General features: G+C 44.3%; 24 protein-coding genes. 13 read left to right on the forward strand and 11 right to left on the reverse strand.

Annotation, left to right across the window (positions count from 1 at the left end):
- Window positions 1-41: 41 nt before the first annotated feature.
- Window positions 42-644 (reverse strand): hypothetical protein, encoded by a 603-nt coding sequence (locus LZG74_RS14625; protein WP_026628451.1) that lies wholly within the window; start codon window positions 642-644, stop codon window positions 42-44.
- Between the two features lie 103 nt (window positions 645-747).
- Here LZG74_RS14625 and sucD point away from each other — a divergent pair, with 103 nt between their 5' ends.
- From sucD to gldN, 8 genes are all read left to right on the forward strand, one after another.
- A complete protein-coding gene (sucD, locus tag LZG74_RS14630) occupies window positions 748-1,626 on the forward strand; it encodes a succinate--CoA ligase subunit alpha (protein ID WP_026628452.1) in 879 nt (292 codons plus the stop codon).
- Between the two features lie 60 nt (window positions 1,627-1,686).
- Window positions 1,687-2,868, forward strand: coding sequence for a DUF4271 domain-containing protein (locus tag LZG74_RS14635; RefSeq protein ID WP_233797294.1), 1,182 nt, complete (start codon window positions 1,687-1,689; stop codon window positions 2,866-2,868).
- A gap of 42 nt (window positions 2,869-2,910) precedes the next feature.
- Window positions 2,911-3,693 carry a uroporphyrinogen-III synthase gene (locus tag LZG74_RS14640; RefSeq protein WP_233797295.1) on the forward strand — a complete coding sequence of 261 codons (783 nt, stop codon included), beginning with the start codon at window positions 2,911-2,913 and terminating at the stop codon, window positions 3,691-3,693.
- 132 nt (window positions 3,694-3,825) lie between these two features.
- Window positions 3,826-4,803, forward strand: a complete 978-nt coding sequence (locus LZG74_RS14645; protein ID WP_233797296.1) for a type IX secretion system membrane protein PorP/SprF — start codon at window positions 3,826-3,828, stop codon at window positions 4,801-4,803.
- A 357-nt stretch (window positions 4,804-5,160) separates the two neighbouring features.
- Entirely contained in the window at window positions 5,161-6,234 is a 1,074-nt protein-coding gene (locus LZG74_RS14650) for an SUMF1/EgtB/PvdO family nonheme iron enzyme (RefSeq protein ID WP_026628456.1), read from the forward strand.
- A 117-nt stretch (window positions 6,235-6,351) separates the two neighbouring features.
- The gene (gene gldL / locus LZG74_RS14655; RefSeq protein WP_233797297.1) at window positions 6,352-7,167 is read left to right on the forward strand and encodes a gliding motility protein GldL; all 816 of its coding nucleotides are present in this window, start codon (window positions 6,352-6,354) and stop codon (window positions 7,165-7,167) included.
- A gap of 37 nt (window positions 7,168-7,204) precedes the next feature.
- Window positions 7,205-8,797 carry a gliding motility protein GldM gene (gene gldM / locus LZG74_RS14660; protein ID WP_255699299.1) on the forward strand — a complete coding sequence of 531 codons (1,593 nt, stop codon included), beginning with the start codon at window positions 7,205-7,207 and terminating at the stop codon, window positions 8,795-8,797.
- 38 nt (window positions 8,798-8,835) lie between these two features.
- Complete coding sequence (gene gldN / locus LZG74_RS14665; protein ID WP_233797298.1) at window positions 8,836-9,900, forward strand: gliding motility protein GldN; 1,065 nt, start codon at window positions 8,836-8,838, stop codon at window positions 9,898-9,900.
- 69 nt (window positions 9,901-9,969) lie between these two features.
- On the opposite strand, the gene LZG74_RS14670 is transcribed toward gldN, so the two are convergent.
- Window positions 9,970-10,599 (reverse strand): hypothetical protein, encoded by a 630-nt coding sequence (locus LZG74_RS14670; RefSeq protein ID WP_233797299.1) that lies wholly within the window; start codon window positions 10,597-10,599, stop codon window positions 9,970-9,972.
- Window positions 10,600-10,853: 254 nt separating this feature from the next.
- Here LZG74_RS14670 and miaA point away from each other — a divergent pair, with 254 nt between their 5' ends.
- Entirely contained in the window at window positions 10,854-11,783 is a 930-nt protein-coding gene (gene miaA / locus LZG74_RS14675) for a tRNA (adenosine(37)-N6)-dimethylallyltransferase MiaA (protein WP_233797300.1), read from the forward strand.
- A 7-nt stretch (window positions 11,784-11,790) separates the two neighbouring features.
- Here the strand turns inward: miaA and LZG74_RS14680 are convergent, their stop codons facing one another.
- From LZG74_RS14680 to LZG74_RS14695, 4 genes are all read right to left on the reverse strand, one after another.
- Window positions 11,791-12,087 carry a rhodanese-like domain-containing protein gene (locus LZG74_RS14680; RefSeq protein WP_233797301.1) on the reverse strand — a complete coding sequence of 99 codons (297 nt, stop codon included), beginning with the start codon at window positions 12,085-12,087 and terminating at the stop codon, window positions 11,791-11,793.
- Window positions 12,088-12,114: 27 nt separating this feature from the next.
- A complete protein-coding gene (locus LZG74_RS14685) occupies window positions 12,115-13,974 on the reverse strand; it encodes a T9SS type A sorting domain-containing protein (RefSeq protein ID WP_233797302.1) in 1,860 nt (619 codons plus the stop codon).
- Entirely contained in the window at window positions 13,949-14,746 is a 798-nt protein-coding gene (locus LZG74_RS14690) for a PASTA domain-containing protein (protein WP_233797303.1), read from the reverse strand. The genes LZG74_RS14685 and LZG74_RS14690 overlap by 26 nt, the downstream gene beginning before the upstream one ends.
- Window positions 14,747-14,812: 66 nt before the next feature.
- Window positions 14,813-15,406, reverse strand: a complete 594-nt coding sequence (locus LZG74_RS14695; RefSeq protein ID WP_233797304.1) for a riboflavin synthase — start codon at window positions 15,404-15,406, stop codon at window positions 14,813-14,815.
- Between the two features lie 168 nt (window positions 15,407-15,574).
- Here LZG74_RS14695 and hisB point away from each other — a divergent pair, with 168 nt between their 5' ends.
- From hisB to LZG74_RS14715, 4 genes are all read left to right on the forward strand, one after another.
- Complete coding sequence (gene hisB, locus LZG74_RS14700; protein ID WP_233797305.1) at window positions 15,575-16,699, forward strand: bifunctional histidinol-phosphatase/imidazoleglycerol-phosphate dehydratase HisB; 1,125 nt, start codon at window positions 15,575-15,577, stop codon at window positions 16,697-16,699.
- Between the two features lie 211 nt (window positions 16,700-16,910).
- The gene (locus LZG74_RS14705; RefSeq protein ID WP_233797306.1) at window positions 16,911-17,207 is read left to right on the forward strand and encodes a hypothetical protein; all 297 of its coding nucleotides are present in this window, start codon (window positions 16,911-16,913) and stop codon (window positions 17,205-17,207) included.
- A gap of 117 nt (window positions 17,208-17,324) precedes the next feature.
- Complete coding sequence (gene can / locus LZG74_RS14710) at window positions 17,325-17,972, forward strand: carbonate dehydratase (RefSeq protein ID WP_026628467.1); 648 nt, start codon at window positions 17,325-17,327, stop codon at window positions 17,970-17,972.
- Between the two features lie 45 nt (window positions 17,973-18,017).
- Window positions 18,018-19,595: a SulP family inorganic anion transporter gene (locus LZG74_RS14715; RefSeq protein WP_233797307.1), complete on the forward strand. Its 1,578-nt coding sequence runs from the start codon at window positions 18,018-18,020 to the stop codon at window positions 19,593-19,595.
- A 146-nt stretch (window positions 19,596-19,741) separates the two neighbouring features.
- On the opposite strand, the gene LZG74_RS14720 is transcribed toward LZG74_RS14715, so the two are convergent.
- The 5 genes from LZG74_RS14720 to LZG74_RS14740 form a co-directional block, all read right to left on the reverse strand.
- Window positions 19,742-20,197, reverse strand: a complete 456-nt coding sequence (locus tag LZG74_RS14720; RefSeq protein ID WP_233797308.1) for a hypothetical protein — start codon at window positions 20,195-20,197, stop codon at window positions 19,742-19,744.
- Window positions 20,198-20,216: 19 nt separating this feature from the next.
- Window positions 20,217-20,657: an ash family protein gene (locus LZG74_RS14725; protein WP_233797309.1), complete on the reverse strand. Its 441-nt coding sequence runs from the start codon at window positions 20,655-20,657 to the stop codon at window positions 20,217-20,219.
- Between the two features lie 54 nt (window positions 20,658-20,711).
- On the reverse strand, window positions 20,712-21,254 hold the full coding sequence (locus LZG74_RS14730; protein ID WP_026628471.1) for an RNA polymerase sigma factor: 543 nt from the start codon (window positions 21,252-21,254) through the stop codon (window positions 20,712-20,714).
- A gap of 162 nt (window positions 21,255-21,416) precedes the next feature.
- Window positions 21,417-22,373, reverse strand: a complete 957-nt coding sequence (locus LZG74_RS14735) for a transketolase family protein (RefSeq protein ID WP_233797310.1) — start codon at window positions 22,371-22,373, stop codon at window positions 21,417-21,419.
- 9 nt (window positions 22,374-22,382) lie between these two features.
- Window positions 22,383-23,240, reverse strand: coding sequence for a transketolase (locus LZG74_RS14740; protein ID WP_026628473.1), 858 nt, complete (start codon window positions 23,238-23,240; stop codon window positions 22,383-22,385).
- Window positions 23,241-23,326 lie beyond the last annotated feature (86 nt).

Here is a 23,326-nt window from a genome sequence, read left to right on the forward strand (position 1 = left end):
TAAAAAAAACAATCCATTAACATTTGTTTGATAAATAGATCTTAAAACAGGATTTTATATTGATCGCGCGCCGCTCTTCCTACGCAAATCACGGACAGCACCATCATATAATGGTTAATATCGACGGGATCCATCGGAATGGGAAGCTTTCCGGATTTCGTAGATAAAGCGAGCAGCATCATTGAAAATATCACCCATAGCGCACTTTTCTGACGGCTCGCCAGCCCTACACAGGATATCAGCAATGTGATCAGGATGGCCAGCGATTTGATAATGAGGCCAACATATTCTACACGAAACCAGGTGATGCAATACATAAGGAGTAATCCCAGCCCAATGGTGGACGCGAAAAAGTAAGTCCCGGCCCGATAGCGCATAATGAGGCACCAGGATGCGGAAACGAGGCAGAATGCGCCTAATGTCATTTCACCTGCCGTGATGACCCCGTACAATTTTTCGAAACTTTCTACGCCCACGTACACAAGCAAGTCGGTGAGGGCAACGAGCGCAGTGAAAAACAGAAATATGCCCCAAAGCCACCTGCTGATAAACGGCTGTGTCCGGAAATACCGGGAGAAAATAAATATGCTGGTAAAACTTAAAACCAAGTTAGAAAATATATGTGGACTGCTGAGTATCTGCATAAACCTGCTTAATATTGTCAGAAAAGCAATTTACAAATTCTGGCTACATTTTGCTACTTCGTGCTTTTCGTTCTACTTTTACCAAAAAAACTGATTTACCAACATGAGCGTTTTAGTTAATAAAAATTCTAAGATTATAGTTCAGGGATTTACCGGATCGGAGGGCTCTTTTCATGCCCAGCAAATGATCGAGTACGGTACTAATGTCGTAGGTGGCGTAACTCCGGGCAAAGGCGGCCTTTCTCACTTGGAAAGACCTGTTTTCAACACCGTTGACCAGGCTGTGCGTGCTACCGGCGCTGATGTATCTATCATTTTCGTTCCGCCGGCTTTTGCTGCTGATGCTATAATGGAAGCTGCTGATGCTGGAATTGGCGTTATCGTTTGTATTACCGAAGGTATTCCTACCAAGGACATGATGCAGGCAAAAGAATATATCAAAAACAAAAATTGCCGCCTGATCGGACCTAACTGCCCGGGTGTTATTACCGCGGAAGAATGTAAAGTGGGCATTATGCCAGGCTTTATTTTCAAGAAAGGAACCATCGGCATCGTGTCAAAATCAGGAACGCTTACTTACGAAGCGGTTGACCAGCTGACGCGCGCCGGACTTGGACAAACAACTGCAATCGGGATCGGTGGTGACCCAATCATTGGAACTACAACCAAAGAAGCAGTTGAGTTACTAATGAACGATCCTGAAACAGAAGCAATTGTAATGATCGGTGAAATTGGTGGAAGTATGGAAGCGGATGCAGCCAACTACATCAAATCTACTGGAAACAAAAAACCTGTTGTTGGTTTCATCGCCGGACAAACTGCTCCAAAAGGACGCAGAATGGGCCACGCTGGTGCGATCATCGGCGGTGCTGACGATACGGCTGAGGCTAAAATCAGGATTATGAAGGAGTCGGGTATTTTTGTAGCCGAGTCACCTGCATTGATTGGCGAAACCATGCTGATCGCACTTGGAAGAAAATAGTAATCTGCTTACATATCACTTGATAAGAGGGCTGGGGAAACCCCGCCCTTTTTTATAACAATGAAGTCCATATCTTTTACGCTTTTTTGGGCTTTTCTAATAGCTTTTTCCATTTCCGGGACATTCGCTTCCGGTGCGGCCAAGGTCAATCCTCCCGAACAATATTTCCCGGTTTACGATTACCAGAACGACTGGCTGGTTTACAATCCCCAATACAAGAACTACGTCCATTTCTCCCAGGGCGTAAATGAAGGCGCGCGCTATGTGAGCCTGTATGTTGATCTGGTGAAGAACCGCCGTTATGTCCTGCTTTTAAAAGCGGAAACGGAGAGTTACTTATTCCTGGAAGGATCACTTCAAAACAAAATTAACAGAAATGAGTGGCAGGAACTGAACATTGACAGCGTCTATAAAATCTACAAAAAGGACGAATTGCTGCTCACTATTTACGGCAGTGCAGGGATCGGAGATAAATCTGTGCTGCTTTGTAACAAAAAGAAATTAAATGACCCCACGACGATTGAACAGGCTGGGCGGAATTTTATCAATATCAAACCCATCACATTTACACCGTTCGGTAACTTTGCTGCAATTTCTCTGATTCTGATCCTGATACTCAGCGTGTGGATTTACAATGCTAATCCCCTGTCCTTTATACGTTTGATTAATCCTATTGAGTTTTTCAACAATGACCCAAGGGACCAGCTTTCAAAGATTAACAAGCCTTATAGCAACACGGTAGTTTTCTTTGTCATCATCACATCCATGCTGATGAGCTTCATAGTCGTTTTCTTTTCGGCCAATAAGCTTAATGTATTTTCTGTCAGCACGATATTGTCTGAAAAGTCTAATACACTAGAAATTCTTGGTGACTTCTTTATCCTTTCCGCGATCTTCTTTCTGCTTACTTATGTCAAATACATCTGCATGGTGATGGCAGGAAATATGCTGAATCTGGATAAGCAGGTTGACATTATCTTTCTTAAAATAATACAATCCTCTTACCTCTTTTATGCAGCATTGTTTCTGTTCGTTTTCACGCTCAGTTTCAACCACATAAACTGGCTGACCGAGATGCGAATGTATGTTCTGGCCCCATTTTTGCTATTCTATTCCGCGAGATTCCTGGCCTTGTACATTGTCACCAAGCCGCCGGGCTCGTTGATTAATCTGTATTTATTTTCGTACCTTTGCGTCATTGAAATAATCCCGCTCATTGTCGGCATAAAGTTTGCTTTGTAATTGCAGAGAGTGAAACGGAACTTAAACTAATGAGGATTATACATGAGTGATACCATCAATTTTGATCAGGAGCGGCTTAAAAAAGTAACCAGTCTTTTAGTTAGTCAATCCAGACCAGCCGACGAGAATTCACCTTATTATGAATTGGCCAAAAAGTATAACATCAAAGTAGATTTCAGGCCGTTTATACAAATCGACGGAGTTTCTTACAAAGACTTCCGTAAACAAAAAATCAACATTCTGGATCATACTGCGGTCATTTTCACAAGCCGTAACGCCATTGATCATTTTTTCCGGATTTGTAACGAGGGAAGAGTTGAGGTGCCGGCAACAATGAAATATTTCTGCATCTCAGAACAGACTGCCAATTATCTTCAGAAATACATTGTCATTCGCAAAAGAAAGATCTTTACAGGCACCAAGACGGCTGCCGAACTGATCGAGCTGATGCGGAAACACAAGAAAGAGAAATTCCTATATCCATGTTCGGACGTGCGTAAAAACGATATTCCGGAGTTTGCAGATACGGAGGAGTTCCACTTCACTGAGGCTACCATGTATCAAACAGGCTCAGCCGATCTTTCTGACCTGGAAGATGTTTACTACGACATTATAGCGTTTTTTAGTCCGTCCGGGATCAAATCATTATACGACAACTTCCCTGACTTCAAGCAAAATTATACCAGAATTGCGGCTTTCGGCCCTACAACGGCAAAAGCGGTTACAGATGCAGGACTTTTTCTGGACATTCAGGCACCTTTGCCAAATGCCCCATCCATGACCGGCGCGCTTGACCTTTATATCAGGCAAGCGAACAATGTTTAGACCGAATTTCGTCCAAAAAAGCCCCGGAAAATTTCCGGGGCTTTTTTGTTATTTTATCAATTTTTTTAAGCAATATGCGTTATAAATAAAATCCGAAAACTCCCAGCGTGTTCCTTAACCAAACCCACAGGCATGACTTTGACTTTTATTATTCGAAGTATTAAATATATCCGGCTGCTTGCAATAATACTCCTGACCACCAGCGGTGCGATGGCACAGAAAGACGCACAATTCAGCTTATTTTCTCTTAACCAGCTTTACCTTAATCCAGCAGCTGCCGGCGCAGACGGGCTTACGAAGTTTCAGCTCACGCACAGAACGCAATATGCTGGCTATCAGGGAACAAATATTTCGGATGAAGGCGGTGCATTGTCAACGCAACTTTTCTCATTCAGTATGCCTATCAAGAATTTCGGGATAGGCTTTTATGCGCTGAATGACCGCAGCGGCCCGCGTACGGATCAGGATTTCAAATTGTCAGCAGCATATAAGATTCCGGCTTTTGGTGGCAATTTTCAGGTTGGGGCTAGCGCAGGATTATTCAGGCAATCAATCGATTACAGCAAATTAAGATATCAGGACTTGGATGATCCGTTGATCCCAACCGGAAACATTTCAGAAATCAATCCTGATTTTTCTGTTGGGGCTCGTTTTGAGAATGAAACATTCTATGCAGGCGTATCTTTAAATCACTTACTGGAACCAAAATATCAGCTCGGATCAACAACAGCGACTAACCCATTACCGAAGACATTATACTTCAATGCAGGTCTAAATATCGAATTGGGTTACCTTCTTGATATACAGCCAATTGTTTTATTAAAGTCCGACATCAGCACGTTCTCTGCCGAGGGCGGCGCAACGGTTACCTATAACAAACGTTACTGGATCGGCGGAACTTACAGACAGCAGGACACCTATTTTATCGTGATGGGGGGGATTTATCTGCTACCGGATCAATCGCTTAGGCTATCCGGAGCGTATGATCTTGTATTAGGAGGAAATGATTCCAAAGCACCGTCGTCTTTCGAAGTGATGTTGTCGTACGCGCTGCCATCTCCGAAGTTTGGCAAGAAGACAATCATCCGGACGCCGCGTTTCAGGTTTTGACATCACTGTTGACAGGCTCCGTATATAGTACTATGGAATCCGGAAATTATTTAAAATACCGTGGATTTTGGCAATTATTAAACGGTTTTTGTAAACCAGCAGGTAATTGAAAGTGATCAGTTTGCGAAACTTTAATTTATATTTGTAAAATAATCTTGCCTTATACCATTTATCTTATTCTTACGTTTACTCGATAAATGCAGGCTTGGTGATCGATTGGGGAGGTTCACAATATAATTTCTCCCAGATTTTGCTGAGCGTGAGATTGTTATTTTTGTTTTTATTTCAAGTATACTATATATCACCAGTCGACGTTTTTAGGCTAACATTTTATTATTCAAATTTTACAAAAACACTATGAATGTGAAAGTGTTCTATCGGGATGGAGTCAAAAGCCTGCTTTTGGTAGCCGCTCTTATGCTGATGCAAAGTTGCGGGTTTATTAAGAGTAAGTTTGGCAAGGGAGGACAAGAAGAAAGCGGGATTCAAAACGGGGAAATTACAGCGACAGCCCGTAAAGGTTACAAGCAGACAACTCCGGCTGGAATGGTGGTAATCCCATCAGGTTCCTTTGTAATGGGACAGGCCGATGAAGATATAGCTTCTTCCATGAACAACATGAACCGGCGCGTGACGATCAGCTCATTCTTTATGGATGATACGGAGATCACAAACAACGAATATCGCCAGTTTGTGAATGCCTTGCTGGTTGACTCGGTTTCAGTTTTGGGAGAAGAAGAAATTATGTCCAAATACTATCCTGATACAACAGCATGGAAAAAAGACTTTGCATATTCTAACGGTGACCCGTTTGTTGAATATTACTATCAACATCCAGGATTCGATACTTACCCGGTTGTAGGTGTTAGCTGGCAAGGTGCTCAGTACTTCTCTAAATGGCGTACTAACCTTTTGCATGACTTTCAGAACAAAGAAGGACAGTTCAACTCGACAGGTTTCCGTCTTCCGACAGAGGCAGAATGGGAATGGGCAGCAAGAGGCGGACGTGCAGTTGCAAAATATCCATGGGGTAATCCTTACACTATGAATGCAAAAGGATGCTTCCTGGCGAACTTCAAACCACAACGCGGAAACTATGATGCGGATGGCTATCCTTACACAGGCCCTGCAAATGCATACAATCCAAATGACTTCGGCCTTTATAACATGGCAGGAAACGTTGCTGAATGGACTTCGGACGCTTACACAGACAATGCAACAGCGATTGTCTGGGATATGAACCCAAGATATGACAATCCAGACGAACCCCGCAAGGTGGTTAAAGGAGGTTCATGGAAAGACATTGCTTACTACCTACAGACCGGCACAAGAACGTTCGAATACGAAACTGAGCGTCGTGCATTTATCGGCTTCCGCTGCGTAATGGATAATGTTAATGACCGCGGAGGTGCCCGTGCACGCCGTCGCTAGATAGAATCTCTTCGAAAAAGAAGCAGCGTTTCAAACACTGCTTCTTTTTTACGACCTTTTCAAAACACTTTTCTTTATCAATATCTAATTTTTTCACTGTAACTGATTTCAATAAGTATGGCTAAGAATAGCGGACCTAATTTTTTTTGGGATAAACTGGTACCAACAATATATAGCGCAGGTGCTGCCGTTGTTATTTTGGGAGCGTTAGCGAAAATTCAACACTGGGACTTCGGCGGCCCTTTACTTACTGCCGGTTTGGGAACTGAGGTTCTTATTTTCTTACTTTATGCACTTCAAACACTAACACAATCTTCTGACCGCGATCCGGATTGGACCCGCGTTTACCCTGAGCTTGCTGACGATTACAATGGCCCGGCAATCACGCGTGGTTCTACATCTTCAAGCGGTGTTACTGCTAAGCTGGATAACATGCTTGACAATGCTAAGCTCGGTCCTGAAGTTTTCGACAGCCTTGGAAAAGGTTTCAGAAACCTGTCTGAAACAGTTGGTAAAATAAGCGATCTGACCGATGCAACCGTTGCTACTAATGATTACGCAAGAAATGTGAAAAGTGCGTCAACTGCGATCAATGATATGAATAAATCTTATGGAGTTGCTATCAGCGCGATGAGTTCTATGGCTGATGCTACCAAGGATGCACAATCATATCGTGAGCAGTTTCAGCAGATCACTAAGAACATGGGCGCGCTGAATGCAGTTTATGAGCTGGAATTGCAAGACACAACCAAGCATTTGAAAGCAATGAATGCGTTCTATGGCAACCTTACTACTGCGATGGAAAACATGGCTGACGCTACCAAAGAATCACAAGTGTTTAAAAATGAAATGTCCAGACTAACGAACAACATCTCGTCTCTGAATGGCATTTATGGTAATATGCTGACTGCCATGCGTGGTGGCAATGCATAATAAATTATTCAATCACTGATAACTGATTTCTGAATATATGGCAGGTGGAAAAGAAACACCCCGTCAAAAGATGATTGGCATGATGTACCTGGTACTTACTGCAATGCTCGCGTTGCAGGTAAGCTCAGCCATCATAGAAAAATTCATTCTTCTGAACAATTCTTTGGAACTATCCTCCGGAGCAGCTAATAAAATAAACCAGGAAACTGTACTTAAAATAAAAGCGGCAGTTGAAAAAGCGGGAAACCGTTCAGCTGACGTTGCCGTAATTAAACAAGCCGAGGAGGTTCGTAAGTTTACAGCAGACATTACCAACCAAATCAATGCTTTAAAGCAAGAGATCATTAACAAAGCAGGTGGCGGATTTAATGAGGAAGGTGGAATTAAAAATCCTCAGGAAGAAGCTAAGGTTGCCGAATTGATGATTGCACAAGGTAAAAGAGGTAAAGCATATGGCTTGAAGCAAACGCTTAATGCTTACACTGCTCAGCTTAACCAGTTGTCGCCAAACAAGTTTCAAATGCTTGCGATGGACGGCAGAGAAGATCCGAGTGTGAAAGGAAATAAAGACCAACGCAATAAGGATTTTGCTGAACTAAATTTTGAATCGACTCCTGTTGCAGCTGCATTGGCGGTTTTGAGTCAGAAACAAACAGACATTCGCCGCATGGAAGGTGAAGTCTTGAATTACCTTGCAAGCAAGGTTGGTGCAGCAGACGTTAAATTTGACCGCGTTCTGGCAATGGTTAGCGCTGATGCAAAAACCGTTGTTGCAGGTACGAAATTCAAAGGACAAATGTTCATCGCAGCTTCTGCTTCTGGAATAACACCGCGTATGAGCTTGAACGGCTCACCTGTAAAGGTTGAAAACGGCGTTGGTATGATCGAATTTACTGCGCAAGGCGGCGGCTATAATGCAGAGGGCGTTGTACGGAAAGAACTGCAAGCTCGCATTACTATCCCTACTCCATCAGGACGGGATACAACTTATACAATGAACCAGGAATACTTCGTTGTGAAACCTTCCTACCAGATTGAAACAGGAACACTTCCTCCTTTGTACCTGGGTTGTGCTAATAAACTAAGTATCCAGAGCCCGGCATTGGGACCACTTTGGGCACCAAGCTTCTCAACTGACGGTGGAGAAATTATCCAGAGCGGACAAAAAGGAAAGTTCACGATCGTTCCTAACAAAGCGCAGTTGAATATTACGGTCAGCAATGCTGGCAATGTTCTGGGTTCCGAGCCATTCAGAGTTAATAAAGTGCCTAAGCCTTCGCTTGAAGTGAGAGTTAATGGTGCAGTATTTGACGAACGTAAAGGAGCACCTGCTTCGGGAGCACGCAGCATTCAAGTGATTGCTGTTCCAGATGAAAGTTTTAAAAACTTCTCGCCGGAAGATGCGAAATTCAGAGTGTCTCAGGTTGAGGTTTCTCTGGCCAGAGGAAACAGAAGAATTGGTGGAGTTACATTGAACGGCGGTGGCGGATCAATATCGTCATTGGCACAACAAGCGCAACCTGGCGATCGTTATGTGATCTCAATCCTTAAAGTAGAGCGTCAGAATTTCAAAGGCGCTGTGAATGAAGTTGAAATGGGTAACCAATACAGACAGGTAACCTTATACTAATACGTCAATTTTAATCGTTGATTGGGCAATACAACCTTATGTATGTTATGAGAAGAATGAACGGAAAAACGATTGCATGGTCATTACTTTCTTTGTCTTTGGGCACAGGCGCTGCTTTTGCTCAGGAAAAAGAAGATTCCACAGCGAATCAGTTTTCATCACGCCCGATTGCTGACGGCGATGTCCTGATGAAAAGGACGCTTTGGAGAAGAGTCGATCTTAAAGAGAAACAAAATGTTTCAATGTTCTCTAAAAATAATGAGATCACACGTTACCTGTTGGAGGCTGCAAAAGCAGGTTTAATTGACGCTTATACAAATGACTCATGTGCTACTAAAATTGATGGTGAAGAGTTACACAAACGTATATTAATCCCAAATCAAACTGCTGGGTTATCTGCTGAGGAAATAGCAGCTGGCTTTGGTGAGCCTGCAAAAACGGACGATGGCTGGGGTGCTAAACCAAAGGCAGATCCAACTAAGACCGCGGCAGCCGCTGATGACGGATGGGGTAACACCAAAAAGGAAACCAAAACTGAAGCAGCAGCGGAAGATGATGGCTGGGGTCCTCCAAAGAAAAAATCAAGCAAAAAAGGTGCTAAAACAGAGGTTGCAAAAGCAGAGGAACCCGTTGTTGAGCAGCCTAAGGTTGATAGCAGCTTCCAAACCCAGATTGCCTCTACTGAGGAAGAGTATTTCCCTGAGCAGTTGAGCATTTTGGAAATTAAGGAAGATTGGACATTTGACAAAAAAAGATCACGCTTGTACAATGACATTCAAACATTGACGATCATTCTTCCTTCGGAGCAAACTGCTACGGGTCTTGAATTGCCAGTTGCGTCTTTCCGTTACAAAGATGTGGAAAGACTGTTTAGAAGCGATCCTAAGAAATATATCTGGTATAACACCCATAATACTGCTCAGAATAAGAACCTTGCGGATGCTTTCGATTTGCGCCTTTTCTACGGCCGTATCACCAAGTATTCCAATGCGAACGACAGAGCGTTTCTTGACATCTACAATGGAGAAAAAGAAGCACTTATCAAGTCTCTGAACTACGAGCAAGAATTAATGGAACTTGAACACGGACTTTGGGAATATTAATCTCATAAGTTCATAGTAACAAAAAAAGGTTATCCGCGCTGGATAACCTTTTTTTGTTTGCTTCGTATCCTACTTTCTGGAAAGCTTGAATTGTAGCGTTTTTCCTAGCTTCGTTTTGTCTTCTGTCAAAGCTAAGGCTGCGATTGTCTTTTCGTAACTTTTGAGAACCTCGGCACTCATTCTTCCAGCCGTGATGCCAGGAATGATCACAACACGCACGTCCTGAAATGATCTGTCCGGAGCAGTTTTGATATTTTCCTCAGACCAGCCTCTCTGAAATATATCTACGAAAAATGTGCCTTCCTGAATCCCATGCACAAAAGTAAATTCGCTAGCTGTGCTCGTTGTTCCGGTTCCAAAAACAACCACTCCTGGCAATGGCCAGTATACATTTTGAGATTTGATATAAACCAAAATTGCAGAAGATTGAAAGAGGCTATCTTCCTCAGGCGTCAGATCATTGTAGCCTATACTGAAACTTCCACTTGTATCCGTTTTGACTGCACCAGAGGAGATAATAAATGCCCCCCCACCTGAGCCCGTGCCGTTCTGCCCAGCCGGTCCCGCTGGCCCAGCTGGTCCTGCCGGGCCGGCTACGCCTGCATCGCCCTTAGGCCCTACATCACCCTGCTCGCCTTTGCAGCCAACCATAAATGCCATTGACCCGATCCAGGCAAATAGTAATAATTTTTTGAACATAACTTGCAATGTTTAGAATGTGAATTAAAAATAAGAAAGAAAAATGTTAGAGCTTATTACGCTGGCCGATTCAATATGACGAGAACAAGGGCGTTTTTTCCATAAATTATACAAAAAAAATTATTAATCCTTCTCGCTGTCAAAAGATTGCAAAACCGGCATGATACTATTGCCTAAATATGATAAAAAGTGATGTGTACAAACTGCTGATATGTAAATTCGCGACGAAATAACATTGAATCAAAAGCGCTTGAATGTCTGAAAGCCAACAGAAATACCTGATCATCATTGCCGGCCCTACGGCAGTTGGAAAAACCGCATTGTCCATTCAAATAGCCAAAGCGCTTAATACGGAGATCATATCCGCCGACTCGCGGCAATTTTTTAGAGAACTTAACATTGGCACAGCGAAGCCAACAAACGAAGAGCTTTCGCAAGTCAAGCACCATTTTATCAACTCGCATTCTATTTCAGAAATTTACAGCGCCGGGGATTTCGAACGCGATGTATTGACATTACTGGAAACGCTTTTTGAGACGCACGATTACGTCGTGATGACCGGAGGTTCGGGTTTTTATGTGAAGGCTGTTTCAGAAGGCTTAGACGACCTGCCCGCACCCTTGCCGGGCCTGCGAGATTCTTTGACCCAAAAGCTTAATGAAAAAGGACTTGAGGTGTTGCAGCAAGAGATTCGTGAAATAGATCCGGCGTTCGCTGTTACGGCAGAAATTAACAATCCTCAACGCGTAGTGCGGGCATTGGAGGTATTTTACACAAGCGGCACGCCAATCAGTCAATATCATTTAAAAAACATCACTAAGCGGCCCTTTCAGCAGATCTTGATCACTATGGACAGAGATCGTTCCGAACTGTATCAACGCATTGACGACCGGATGGACATAATGCTTGCAGAAGGGCTTGTTGACGAGGCGACAGCATTGCTTCCATACAAATCCCACCATGCGCTTCAAACGGTCGGGTACAAGGAAGTTTATGGTTATCTCGACAATGCGTATGACGAAAAGGAAATGATCCGGCTACTGAAACAGAATTCAAGGCGGTATGCCAAGCGGCAACTGACCTGGTTCCGTAATCAAGGGAAATTCGAATGGTTCCAGGCCGACGAATATGAAAAAATCCTGGCCTACATTCAGGCCAGGATTCAGGATAATAATACTTTGTAGGAAGATGTTACTCCAACTCACGATAGGCAAGAATCCCGCCCAACACGTTCCTAACATTTGAAAAACCCTGTGATTCCAGGAAACGGGCCGCTTTTCCGCTTCTTGCTCCCGAACGGCAGTGAATAATGATCTCCTCATCTTTCAGAGATTCAAGCTCGTCCAGATGATCGGGCAACTCACCCAATGGAATCAGTTTCGCGCCCAGATTGTCTTCTTCGAACTCGTGTTCTTCCCGAACGTCATAAAAATGCAGGTCTTCCCCTTTATCTAAACGTTCTTTCAGTTCTTGCACTGTAATATCCATAGTGTCTTCTTTTTGTTATTAATAAGATTATTGGACAAATAACATCTTTTGTGTAAATGATCGTTTCCCATCCGACGATTTAACAACATAAATTCCTTCACTCAACTGAACCACGGCGGAACGCTGGTCCTTTTCTGGAACAATGGTTTGAACCAAATGTCCCTGCATTGCGTAAATTTCGATTCTTTTTATAGAAGCATTCTCCCAGTTGATAACGCCTTTGTTCGGATTTGGGAAAAAGCGAATGTCGGTAGTCGCAACCGGTTCATTTCCTGTCACCACGCCCGCTGCTTTTTTTCCCAGATAAGGCCGGATCATGATACTGCCCTTCAACGCAGTTTCCTTGGCCCACTCGGTTCCTAAATTATAGAAAACCGCGTTCCTACCCAACATGGAGTTCCGGTCAAATCCTACTGTAACCGGCTGCTCGTTCAGTTGGAGCCAGCCCACATAAAATGTATCGGGGACAGCAACTGGTGTGCTGAATGCATAATCAATAAACCCGTTTCGTAAGGCTGGATATCTTGCTCCCACAGATCTTTGCGCGATCAGCTTGTCCGGTTTGCCGTTTTTGTTATCAAAGATCTGAATCGTAAATCCCTGTCCCGAAACATCTTTGTTAAACTGGACCATAGCAAGCCTTACGCCGCCAATTGTATCAGGCTTCGCCAATGTGTACTGGACAGCCACGCGTCCCAGCTTCTGATTTACCTGCACGCCATATTCTGCACTTCCATCGTCATATGCATAATAATCCGTCAAATCTACCCGCGAAGTGATGGAATCATTGGTCTTCAAATTAACTCCCGGAATGGTATCCGTGGTAGTTACCCAAAATTTAGTAATCAATTTCAAACTATCCAGATTGCTATTAATAGCCAGCGGAGCCGTCTTGACTGCCAAAGATTTAGATTTGAGCGACTCGACGTAAATCGACCTCTGAACATTCCGAAACAATTCAGTGCCCTTAGTCGCATCCCGGATGGTAAATGTGCTGGTCAGAATGTTGAAATTGTTGAAGTTATTCGCAACATCGGTCTTCACCGAATCCGAAATAGCAGCCTGGGGATTGACGCGATATTGCCGGAGCGGCATAGCGGTATATTTTTTCAAAAACGGAGAGATGGCTTTTCTCACCGCAACATCAAAAATGTAAGGTTGTCTTACTGACCGTTTTGTATTTAAATAAACATAATCCAAATGCCAGGTGTCGTAATAACCCGAATTACGCCCATAGGCCCGAAACCGGAACTGAAATGCATTATGAAAATAGTCTGGATCAGTAATCTTCACAAACTGATTCTTATAAACCGTATCTAGCTTGTAACCAACCTGCCGCCAGGCCGTAACCCAGCCATTGGTTTTACTCAAAAATTCAAGCTGGAAATAGTCACTGGAATCCGGCAGTTCACCCAAACCCTTTGCCAGCCACTGAAAACTAATGTATAGTGAATCCGAAGCCTTCTTTCCGGCCAGGTCAATGGGCTGAGAAGTTAATGTATCAGTAAAATTCTGAGTAAGCGGATTGACGAGATTATACGGGATTCCCGTTGCATTCAAGCCCTCAAAAGTCGCAATGTTGAGCGAGGGCTGCAAGCTGGAAAGTGTATTGTTAATGTAAACCCCACTTCCAGGAAGCCAGTTTGCCGTGTTTGGACTGGCCGTTTTGGTGGTTGAAAAATCATCAAAAAAAGGCAGGTTCAACGTTGCCCCGGTCCGCAATGTGCTTTGTGATCCGGCCTCCTCATCGGCATAGGAGCCGTTGATAGGAACGAGCTTTAATTGGGCGTATAGCAACTGACACTGAAAAAGCGCGAGGAGCAATGTCAGGATTATACGTTTCTTATTATCAAAATAAAATTTACTGTTCCGGTAATATATTCTCATTCCCAGTTGATTCAACTGCTTGTGGTGTGATCCAGAGATCGATTACATCTCCTATTCTTACATTATTTCCAGCGTCCGGGTTCTGTCTTACCACCGTGCCCGCTGCTTGTCCTTCCTCCGCCGGTATTTCCATCTGTTGCCCAACTTTAAGCCCCGCTCCTATCAGCGCAATTTTCGCTTCGTCCAACGGCAAGCCTAAAACGGACGGCGCTTCAAATTGTGCTGTTCCAAGTCCTTCCCCCAATTCCAGATCTACTTTCGAGCCCTTCGGAATTGCTTGTCCGGGTAAAATCTCTTTCCCGTTATACATTTGCCTCAAAACCGCATTCTGCGCCATATCCGGCACATAGGATATATTTCCTTCTTCAAGACCAACACTTTTCAGCAACATTTGCGCGCTGCGGTGCGTCATATCCGTCAGCTTCGGCATCTTGATCAACGGCGCGGTGCGTGATGAAACGGTCACATATATTTTCCGGCCTTCTTTTACTTTGGCTCCCGGCAATGGATATTGTGAAATGATGGTCAGCGGCGGCACATTAGCAACGAAAGTGCAATCTACTTCGTAACGCAGGTCGCGGCTCTCAAGAAATTCTTCAAGCTCGGCAACATTCTTTTTCTTCAAATCCGGTATGGTTACAGCCTCGCCATGATTGGTCGTAAAAGGCAGATAAACGAAGAAAAAACCCAGAAAAAGGACCAAAAGCAATGAAACTATAATTCCGATATGAATGAAAAGATCCGTTCTGGACTGAGTACTTATTTTGGCCATGTATTGTTAAAGCTCGAAATGTATAGACGGGTAAAAATAAACGTAATATTTCAGGATGCCAATATACTATGCGGTATATGACCCAAGAATTCTTTTAATGTACTTTCCTAGAATATCAAATTCAAGATTGACACGGTCACCTGCTTTCAGGCTATGGAAATTAGTAAATTCATAGGTGTAAGGGATGATTGCAACCCGGAACGAACTGGTTTCAGAATTAAAAACGGTAAGACTCACGCCATTGATACATATGGAGCCCTTTTCTACCGTCAGATTTCCGGTGGAGGCATCATATTCAAAATCAAAAAGCCAGCTGCCGTCTCGTGCTTCCACGGATGTGCACACAGCCGTCTGGTCCACGTGCCCCTGCACAATATGTCCGTCGAACCTGCCATTGGCCGGCATACAACGTTCCAGATTGACCTTATCCTGAATAGTCAGGTCACCCAGATTGGTTTTCAGCAATGTTTCCTCAATGGCGGTGACTTTATAGGTGTCTCCTTCCACGGCAACAACGGTCAGGCAAACCCCATTATGGCTGATACTCTGATCGATTTTAAACTCCGAAGCAATGGGTGATTGAAACGAAAAAGTTTTGTTAGTGCCTTCTGAATCCACTTTTAAAAGCGTTGCAACGGATTCTACTATTCCTGTAAACATTATCTTAGACGAAATTTTAAACACAAAGTTACGATTTATAACGTCTCTTTGCAGTACGAAAGGCGCTATTGATGTGGGTAAATCTTTTCAAATCCACATAGTTTGCGAACTTTGCACGAACGCAGGAAACCAGCATTCCTTTTGCCTAACATATCCTTTATAACATTAATGAAAAAAGTCTTATTTATTGATCGCGACGGAACGATCATCGTTGAACCGCCCACTGATTTTCAGGTAGACTCATTAGAAAAACTCGAATTTTTACCCAAAGCAATATCCGCACTCCGCAAAATTGCAGAAGAAACTGATTATGAGCTGGTAATGGTAACCAATCAGGATGGCTTGGGAACGGATTCTTTTCCTGAACCCACCTTCTGGCCGGCGCAAAATAAGATGCTGCAAACCTTAGCGGGAGAAAATATACATTTCACAAACATTCACGTGGACCGCAGTTTCCCGGAAGATAACCTTCCTACCAGAAAACCAGGCACCGGAATGTTAACCTCCTACTTTTCAGAAGAATACGATTTGCCTAACAGTTACGTGATCGGCGACCGCCTTACCGATGTGCAATTGGCTGTAAACCTGGGAGCTAAGGCCATTTTATTTCTGGATCAAACCCCTGAAACGGGAATGTCCGAAGAAATGCAGAAAGCTACCAGCTATGTTTCAAGGGATTGGGATGCAATCTATGAACATTTGAAGCTGCCTTCCAGAACTGCGTCTGTTGAACGCAATACAAAAGAAACACAGATTAAAGTCGAGCTGAACCTGGATGGAAGCGGCAGATCTGACATTCATACAGGACTCGGCTTTTTCGACCATATGCTGGATCAACTGGCCAGACATTCCGGCGCCGACCTCTCGATCCATGTCGAAGGTGACCTGCATATTGACGAACACCACACCATTGAAGACACCGCGCTGGCGCTGGGTGAAGCTTACCGACAAGCCATTGGCGATAAGCGCGGGATTAGCAGATATGGGTTTTTGCTTCCTATGGATGAAGCGCTTGCCCAGGTTGCTATTGATTTTTCAGGCCGTCCGTGGATTGTTTGGGATGCAGAATTCAAAAGAGAGAAAATTGGTGAGATGCCGACGGAAATGTTTTTTCACTTTTTCAAATCATTTTCAGACACGTCGCTCTCTAATTTAAATATTCAGGTAAGCGGTGACAATGAGCATCATAAGATCGAATCGATTTTTAAAGCGTTCGCCAAGGCAATAAAAATGGCCGTCAGACGTGATTTAAAAGCACTCGACTTTATGCCTTCAACCAAAGGGGTCCTTTAAATTTTTAATTTATTGAACGGTTAAAGACATTTTTAGTTAATTTTGCTAACGTTAAGTAGTGTATAAATTGCTTTTTTATGGAAATGACAATCATAATGATCGTTTTTTATGTGGTTCTTCTTGGTTCTGCGTTCCTTGTAGGACGCTGGCTGGAAAACAATGAAAAACAATGGAAAGCCAAGTAAGCGTTATTAATTAATCGTATCACAAGTTGCTCAAATCGCTCTGTCTCATATTACTTACGGCCTTCCTCATCTGTAAAGCCACAGATGTCGCCAGTCTCTTGCTGGCCAAGGAAAAGTCATCTGTGGTTTGCGATACCGGCACTTGTGATAATGAAAAAACAGAAGTTGAGAAAATCAGCGACGACCAGTTGTTGATTTCTCATTCCCTACATTTTGATAAATCCCCTTTATCATTCCCCCTTTCGAAGTCTTTCTCCTTCTCTGCCGGATTTCCAAATGAAATCTCGCTGAAGCTGCTCTCGCCGCCCCCCGAACTGATCTGATTTTCTTGCATTTATTTATTCTGTGAGCATGGTGCTCCTGCGGATGTGTACATTTTACATTCGGCCAGGCGCATTGTCCAGATTCTCCTATTCTATAATTTATATTCAAAAAAAATCATGATCAAGTCGTATAACCAACTGTTTGAAAACAATAAAAAATGGGTCGATGCAACTAACGAGGAAGACCCTGAATTTTTCAACAGACTAGCAAACGGACAAAGCCCAAAGTTTCTATGGATCGGATGTTCTGACAGCCGCGTTCCCGCCAATGCATTAACCGGAACAATGCCTGGTGATATTTTCGTGCACCGCAACATTGCCAACATGGTCATTCACACGGATATGAGCATGCTGAGTGTGCTCGATTACTCTGTTAATGTGCTTAATGTGCAGCATATCATCGTTTGTGGACACTATGGTTGCGGCGGTGTTGCAGCAGCAATGGGCAACAAACAAGTAGGCCTTATCGACAACTGGCTGAGACATATTAAAGATGTGTACCGACTGCACCAGGAAGAACTGAACGCCATTGAGGACACTCAGAAAAGGACCGACCGGTTTGTTGAGCTCAATGTGATCGAGCAGGTGATGGACCTTGCCAAAACTTCCATCGTACAAAATGCCTGGGCTAACAAAAAGCCTTTGCAAGTGCACGGTGTCGTGTACGCAGTCGGCACCGGCGTTCTTCAGGATCTCGGCATTACAATGGACAGTGCAGACGATATGGAGAATGTATATCGGATGGACGTTCCGGTTATCGCCTGACATTAAGCAGCCCTCATTTAATATTAGACTCTTAGCGATAATCGTATGTCAGCAGATAAAAAAAGTTTGTTTTCCAACCTGAAGTACGATGTCCCGGCCGGACTCGTCGTTTATCTGGTTGCTTTACCATTATGTCTTGGTGTGGCGCTGGCCTCGACAGGACGCTCTGATCTCCTGTTTTCCGGAATCATTGCCGGGATCATTGGTGGAATCGTGGTTGGTTCCATTAGCGGCTCGCCCTTAGGTGTGGCTGGCCCGGCCGCTGGTCTGGTTGTGATCGTGCTCAATGCGCTGGATACGCTCGGGAGTTTCGAAGCATTCCTGCTTGCAGTGGTTTTGGCGGGGGTAATCCAGGTGATTGCTGGTTTCTTGAAGGCCGGGATCATTGGCTATTATTTCCCGTCGTCTGTGATCAAAGGAATGCTTGCTGCCATTGGTATAACCCTCATTTTGAAGGAAATACCGCACGCATTCGGGTATGACGCCGACTTTATGGGCGACGAAGCATTCAATCAGAAAGACGGACAAAACACCTTTACGGAGCTTTTTAACGCAGTAAAATACAGCAGCACGGGAGCCATCATTATTTCTGTGATTTCGCTCGGATTGCTGATGTTGTTCGACCGCCCGTTCATGAAGCGCGTTTCGCTTTTCCGGTTTATCCCGGGTGCATTGTTTGTAGTGGTCAGCGGAATCCTGCTGAACCTTCTCTTTTCAAAGGTGATGCCTGCCTGGACATTGGGCGGTGATCATTTGGTGCAGCTGCCAGTGGCGAGCAATGCGCAGGAATTTTTCAGTTTTTTCAAAACACCTGATTTTTCTGCAATTACCCGCGTTGAAACTTACACCATCGCTGTAACATTAGCGATCGTAGCGAGCCTTGAAACGCTTTTATGCGTGGAAGCAACGGATAAGCTGGATCCCTACAAACGCAATACGCCCACAAACCGGGAGCTGGTTGCGCAGGGTATCGGTAACATAACATCCGGGTTAATCGGTGGGTTGCCTATCACGCAGGTGATCGTGCGCAGCTCTGCCAACATTGATTCAGGTGGCCGGACCAAGATGAGCACCATTACGCATGGGTCTATTATGCTGCTTTCGGCTTTGTTTATTCCTACATTGCTGAACTACATTCCGTTGGCTTCGCTGGCGGCGGTGTTGCTGATGGTGGGTTATAAGCTTTCCAAGTTTTCGCTTTACCAGGGCATGTATAAACTCGGCAAAGAGCAGTTTATCCCGTTCATTGTGACCATTATCGCCATTCTGAGCACGGATTTGTTGAAAGGAATTGCCATCGGAATGGTTGTGGCGATTTATTTTATCCTTCGCAAAAACTACAAGCACTCTTATCATTATGTGAAAGAGAAACACCGCGATGGGGATGTGATCACGCTTATCTTGTCTGAGGAAGTTACATTCCTGAACAAAGGCAGCATCAGCGCAACACTGGACGACCTGCCCGACAGCTCAACAGTTGTCATCGACGGCAGCCGCTCCATGAACATAGATTACGATGTGCTGGAAATTATCCAGGATTTCAAAAAACATGCAGCACCGCTGCGTAACATTACGGTTGAAACCAAAGGAATTGAAGGCGTAGAAGTGGTCGGTGGCCACTGACATTGCTGAGATTCTGTAATTATATACGAAATAGCCGGCACCACGCCGGCTATTTTTTTGCACAAAAAATCCCACAACCGACGAGTGCCAGTGTGGGATAACGATTTGTAATAAGCCGATAAGCCGGTCAAAAATCCTTTAAGTCCTTATTTGTTCTTAAGGCGTTGGATAAGCATATCATTGAATGTACGTTCCGCCTTATATAATTCGATCACTTGGCTTGCCGTAATTACCTTTAAAAAGCGATTCTGATATTCTTTTTCAAGGTCCAGCTCCTTCTGACGCAAGTCCTGCACTTCTTTCAGGTTACCAAGCACTTGCTCGTCATTCTGCCCTTCTGCTTTTTTATCATTGATGATCTTCCTTTGCGCACGGTGAATTTCTCGGCGTTTTTGGGAATATTCATTGTAAACCGGCCAGAATCCTGTTGACTGCTCCGGCGTTAAATTCAGCCGGTTGGTAATAATAGCCACTTTCGCATCCTGAATCCGTTTTATTTCTTCCTCCGATTTCCGTTGCGCGCTTGCCGTAGTGATGGAAAGCATTGCTATGAAGAGGAGGGTTAACAGGTTTCGGTGTCTGGTAATAAGTTGTAAGTTCATTTTATAATTATTGTTAGGGTCAAATCGTCTCAGTGCCTGAAACTGATTCCTGTAATTGCTGGCGAAGAATGTCATCTTCTAATCCATCCAGGTAAAAAAGTACAGTAGAATCTGTGTCAAACGCCTTCTGAACAACTTTATGCTCGCTCAAATCGTAGTAACTGATATCCTGATCTTCGAGGTAACTCACTATGGATGCATTACTGATGCCGCTCAATGGCTCCTGCCCAAGTGATCCCTGGCGTTCGGGAACGGTTACCCATACCAGCACTAAAATCAAAGCCATAGCCGACACAAGCGCCAATGAACGCTGCCACGACCAGCCTATAACCGGCTTACGAACAGGTTCCGACGGGATTCTTGATTGGATCATCTGAGGCAATTTGTCAAAATAGTCCTCCGGAACCTGGAAAGGAACTTCCTTTTTCAGATCATCCAGTCGTATGCGCTTATTATCCATGATTATTTATATTTCCACTCTTGTAAATGTTTGACCAAACTAGTTTGCAATGGTTTAATCTGTCTCATTTAAATAATCCTCAATTTTTTTTGAAGCCCAATGATATGAAGCTTTTAGCGCACCCACCGACGTCCCGGTGATCTCCGAAATCTCCTCATAGGGCAGCTCTTCAAAATATTTAAGGTTAAAAACCAGCCTTTGCTTTTCTGGTAATTTTAATAATGCCTTTTGCAGTTTTAGCTGAATGGCATCGCCGCTCACCAGCGGATCCGCTTCCAGCTTTTCGCTCAGCTCACTTTCCACGTCATTGATTGAAATGAAAAAGCGTTTTCTTTTTTTGTTGAGAAAATTAATGGCTTCATTGCTCGCAATGCGGTAAAGCCAGGTGTAGAATTTGGAATCGCCACGGAAATTTTCCAGCGCCGTCCAGGCTTTGATGAACACATCCTGTGTAATGTCATTCGCATCATCATGGTCTACAACCATTTTCCTTACCAGCCAATATACTTTTTGCTGATACTTCCGCACCAGCTGACTGAAAGCGTTCCGGCGCGTTTCGGGATTTTCAAAAAGGGATAATAATTCTTCGTCAGACATTTAATCAATACTAATTCCCGAATCAACACAAGTCAATAATAGTTCATTTTTTGGTTCAGGGCAAATAAAATTTGAGTCCTGCAAAAAGTAAAACAGCGTTTCAACCTTTCGCAAGACTCAATGATTTCCGGCCGCAAAAAGCTGGCCGGGGACTTCAATAATCTATTTTTTTCTCTCGATAGCACGCTTAGCAGCTTCCACAATGTGCTTCGCTGTCAGGCCGTATTTCTCCATTAATTGTGTAGGCGTTCCGCTTTCTCCGAAGCTGTCGTTCACCGCCACGTATTCCTGAGGAACCAGTTTGTTTTTAACCAAAACCTGCGCCACGCTGTCGCCCAAACCACCAATGCGGTTGTGTTCCTCAGCAGTCACCACGCAACCTGTTTTCTCAATAGATTTCAGGATCGCTTCTTCATCCAAAGGCTTAATGGTATGAATGTTGATGATCTCCGCATTGATGCCTTCTGCTTCCAGAAGTTCACCAGCCTGGATTGCCTCCCAAACCATATGGCCCGTTGCGAAAATGCTCACATCCGTTCCTTCATTCACCATCCAAGCCTTACCGATCTCGAATTTCTGATCCGCATCCGTAAAGACAGGGATTACCGGACGTCCGAAACGCAGGTAAACCGGACCTTCGTAATCAGCGATCGCGATCGTTGCTGCTTTCGTCTGGTTATAGTCGCAAGGATTGATAACGGTCATGCCCGGCAACATTTTCATCATGCCAAGGTCTTCCAGGATCTGGTGCGTAGCGCCGTCCTCACCTAATGTAAGGCCCGCGTGTGAAGCACAGATTTTTACATTTTTATTGGAATAAGCAACGCTCTGACGGATCTGGTCATAAACACGGCCCGTAGCAAAGTTCGCAAATGTAGTAGCAAAAGGAATTTTACCGCCAATGGTCAAACCGGCAGAAACACCGATCATATTCGCTTCCGAAATACCGCATTGGATAAAACGGTCCGGATTTTCTTTTATAAATGGTTCGAGTTTCAGCGAACCAACCAGGTCAGCACAAAGTGCCACAACGTTTGGATTCTGCTGTCCCAACACATGCATTCCGGCCCCAAAGCCCGAACGTGTATCTTTCTTCTCAGTGAAGGTGTATTTTTTCATTGTATATAATTAATAGTCTCCCATAGTTTCTTCCAACTGGCCCAGCGCTGCCGCAAGTTGCTCATCATTAGGCGCTACGCCGTGCCATTTGTGGCTGCCCATCATGAAATCAACACCATAACCCATTCCGGTGTGCAGCAAAACCATAATTGGTCTGCCGTGTCCCATCCTGCTTTTTGCTTCGTAAAGACCTTTCAGCACAGAAGCCATATCGTTGCCTTCTTCGATAGAAATCACTTCCCAGCCGAATGCTTCGTATTTAGCACCCAGGTCGCGATTGTTCATTACTTTCACTGTCGGGCCGTCGATTTGCTGGCCGTTGAGGTCGATGAATGCCACGAGGTTGTCGATCTGGTGGTGCGGCGCGAATGTGGCTGCTTCCCAAACCTGGCCTTCCTGCTGCTCACCATCGCCCATGAGCACGTAAACATGTCCTTTATCACCGTTCAGTTTCTTCGCCATTGCAGCGCCGATCGCCACGGACATTCCTTGTCCTAATGATCCCGACGCTATGCGGATGCCTTCCAGGTGCTCGTGCGTGGTCGGGTGACCTTGCAGACGCGAATCCAGCTTGCGGAATGTTGCCATTTCTTCCACCGGAAAATATCCCTTGCGTGCAAGTGTGCTATACCAAACCGGTGAAATATGTCCATTGGAAAGGAAAAACAAATCTTCGTCCTTACCATTCATGTCAAAAACTGGCTTACCGTCCTGTTCTTTCAATTGCATACGCTCAAAATAAAGCGCCACAAGTAATTCTGTACAGCCCAGTGAACCTCCCGGGTGTCCCGACTGGCAGCCATGCACCATACGGACAATGTCCCTGCGAACTTGTGAGGCAACTTTCTCTAATTGTTCAACTTCCATGTTTATCGATTTTCTATTTATCAAATACGTTCTTTGAGCGTCCATTTTCTGCACGTAAATGTCCTATTATTACGGCTTTGAGAATG

The sequence above is a fragment of the Dyadobacter sp. CY327 genome (assembly GCF_021390415.1).
Classification (GTDB): Bacteria; Bacteroidota; Bacteroidia; order Cytophagales; family Spirosomataceae; genus Dyadobacter; species Dyadobacter chenhuakuii.

Excerpts from the sequence above, each read along its gene's own strand:
- gldL (WP_233797297.1), top strand. The coding sequence starts at position 6,352 with ATGGCTAAGAATAGCGGACCTAATTTTTTTTGGGATAAACTGGTACCA.
- LZG74_RS14695 (WP_233797304.1), bottom strand. The coding sequence starts at position 15,406 with ATGTTTACAGGAATAGTAGAATCCGTTGCAACGCTTTTAAAAGTGGAT.
- gldM (WP_255699299.1), top strand. The coding sequence starts at position 7,205 with ATGGCAGGTGGAAAAGAAACACCCCGTCAAAAGATGATTGGCATGATG.
- LZG74_RS14645 (WP_233797296.1), top strand. The coding sequence starts at position 3,826 with ATGACTTTGACTTTTATTATTCGAAGTATTAAATATATCCGGCTGCTT.
- LZG74_RS14735 (WP_233797310.1), bottom strand. The coding sequence starts at position 22,373 with ATGAAAAAATACACCTTCACTGAGAAGAAAGATACACGTTCGGGCTTT.
- LZG74_RS14720 (WP_233797308.1), bottom strand. The coding sequence starts at position 20,197 with ATGAACTTACAACTTATTACCAGACACCGAAACCTGTTAACCCTCCTC.
- LZG74_RS14650 (WP_026628456.1), top strand. The coding sequence starts at position 5,161 with ATGAATGTGAAAGTGTTCTATCGGGATGGAGTCAAAAGCCTGCTTTTG.
- LZG74_RS14670 (WP_233797299.1), bottom strand. The coding sequence starts at position 10,599 with ATGTTCAAAAAATTATTACTATTTGCCTGGATCGGGTCAATGGCATTT.
- LZG74_RS14680 (WP_233797301.1), bottom strand. The coding sequence starts at position 12,087 with ATGGATATTACAGTGCAAGAACTGAAAGAACGTTTAGATAAAGGGGAA.
- can (WP_026628467.1), top strand. The coding sequence starts at position 17,325 with ATGATCAAGTCGTATAACCAACTGTTTGAAAACAATAAAAAATGGGTC.
- LZG74_RS14730 (WP_026628471.1), bottom strand. The coding sequence starts at position 21,254 with ATGTCTGACGAAGAATTATTATCCCTTTTTGAAAATCCCGAAACGCGC.
- hisB (WP_233797305.1), top strand. The coding sequence starts at position 15,575 with ATGAAAAAAGTCTTATTTATTGATCGCGACGGAACGATCATCGTTGAA.
- LZG74_RS14740 (WP_026628473.1), bottom strand. The coding sequence starts at position 23,240 with ATGGAAGTTGAACAATTAGAGAAAGTTGCCTCACAAGTTCGCAGGGAC.
- LZG74_RS14715 (WP_233797307.1), top strand. The coding sequence starts at position 18,018 with ATGTCAGCAGATAAAAAAAGTTTGTTTTCCAACCTGAAGTACGATGTC.
- LZG74_RS14685 (WP_233797302.1), bottom strand. The coding sequence starts at position 13,974 with ATGAGAATATATTACCGGAACAGTAAATTTTATTTTGATAATAAGAAA.
- gldN (WP_233797298.1), top strand. The coding sequence starts at position 8,836 with ATGTATGTTATGAGAAGAATGAACGGAAAAACGATTGCATGGTCATTA.
- LZG74_RS14635 (WP_233797294.1), top strand. The coding sequence starts at position 1,687 with ATGAAGTCCATATCTTTTACGCTTTTTTGGGCTTTTCTAATAGCTTTT.
- miaA (WP_233797300.1), top strand. The coding sequence starts at position 10,854 with ATGTCTGAAAGCCAACAGAAATACCTGATCATCATTGCCGGCCCTACG.
- LZG74_RS14690 (WP_233797303.1), bottom strand. The coding sequence starts at position 14,746 with ATGGCCAAAATAAGTACTCAGTCCAGAACGGATCTTTTCATTCATATC.
- sucD (WP_026628452.1), top strand. The coding sequence starts at position 748 with ATGAGCGTTTTAGTTAATAAAAATTCTAAGATTATAGTTCAGGGATTT.
- LZG74_RS14625 (WP_026628451.1), bottom strand. The coding sequence starts at position 644 with ATGCAGATACTCAGCAGTCCACATATATTTTCTAACTTGGTTTTAAGT.
- LZG74_RS14640 (WP_233797295.1), top strand. The coding sequence starts at position 2,911 with ATGAGTGATACCATCAATTTTGATCAGGAGCGGCTTAAAAAAGTAACC.
- LZG74_RS14725 (WP_233797309.1), bottom strand. The coding sequence starts at position 20,657 with ATGGATAATAAGCGCATACGACTGGATGATCTGAAAAAGGAAGTTCCT.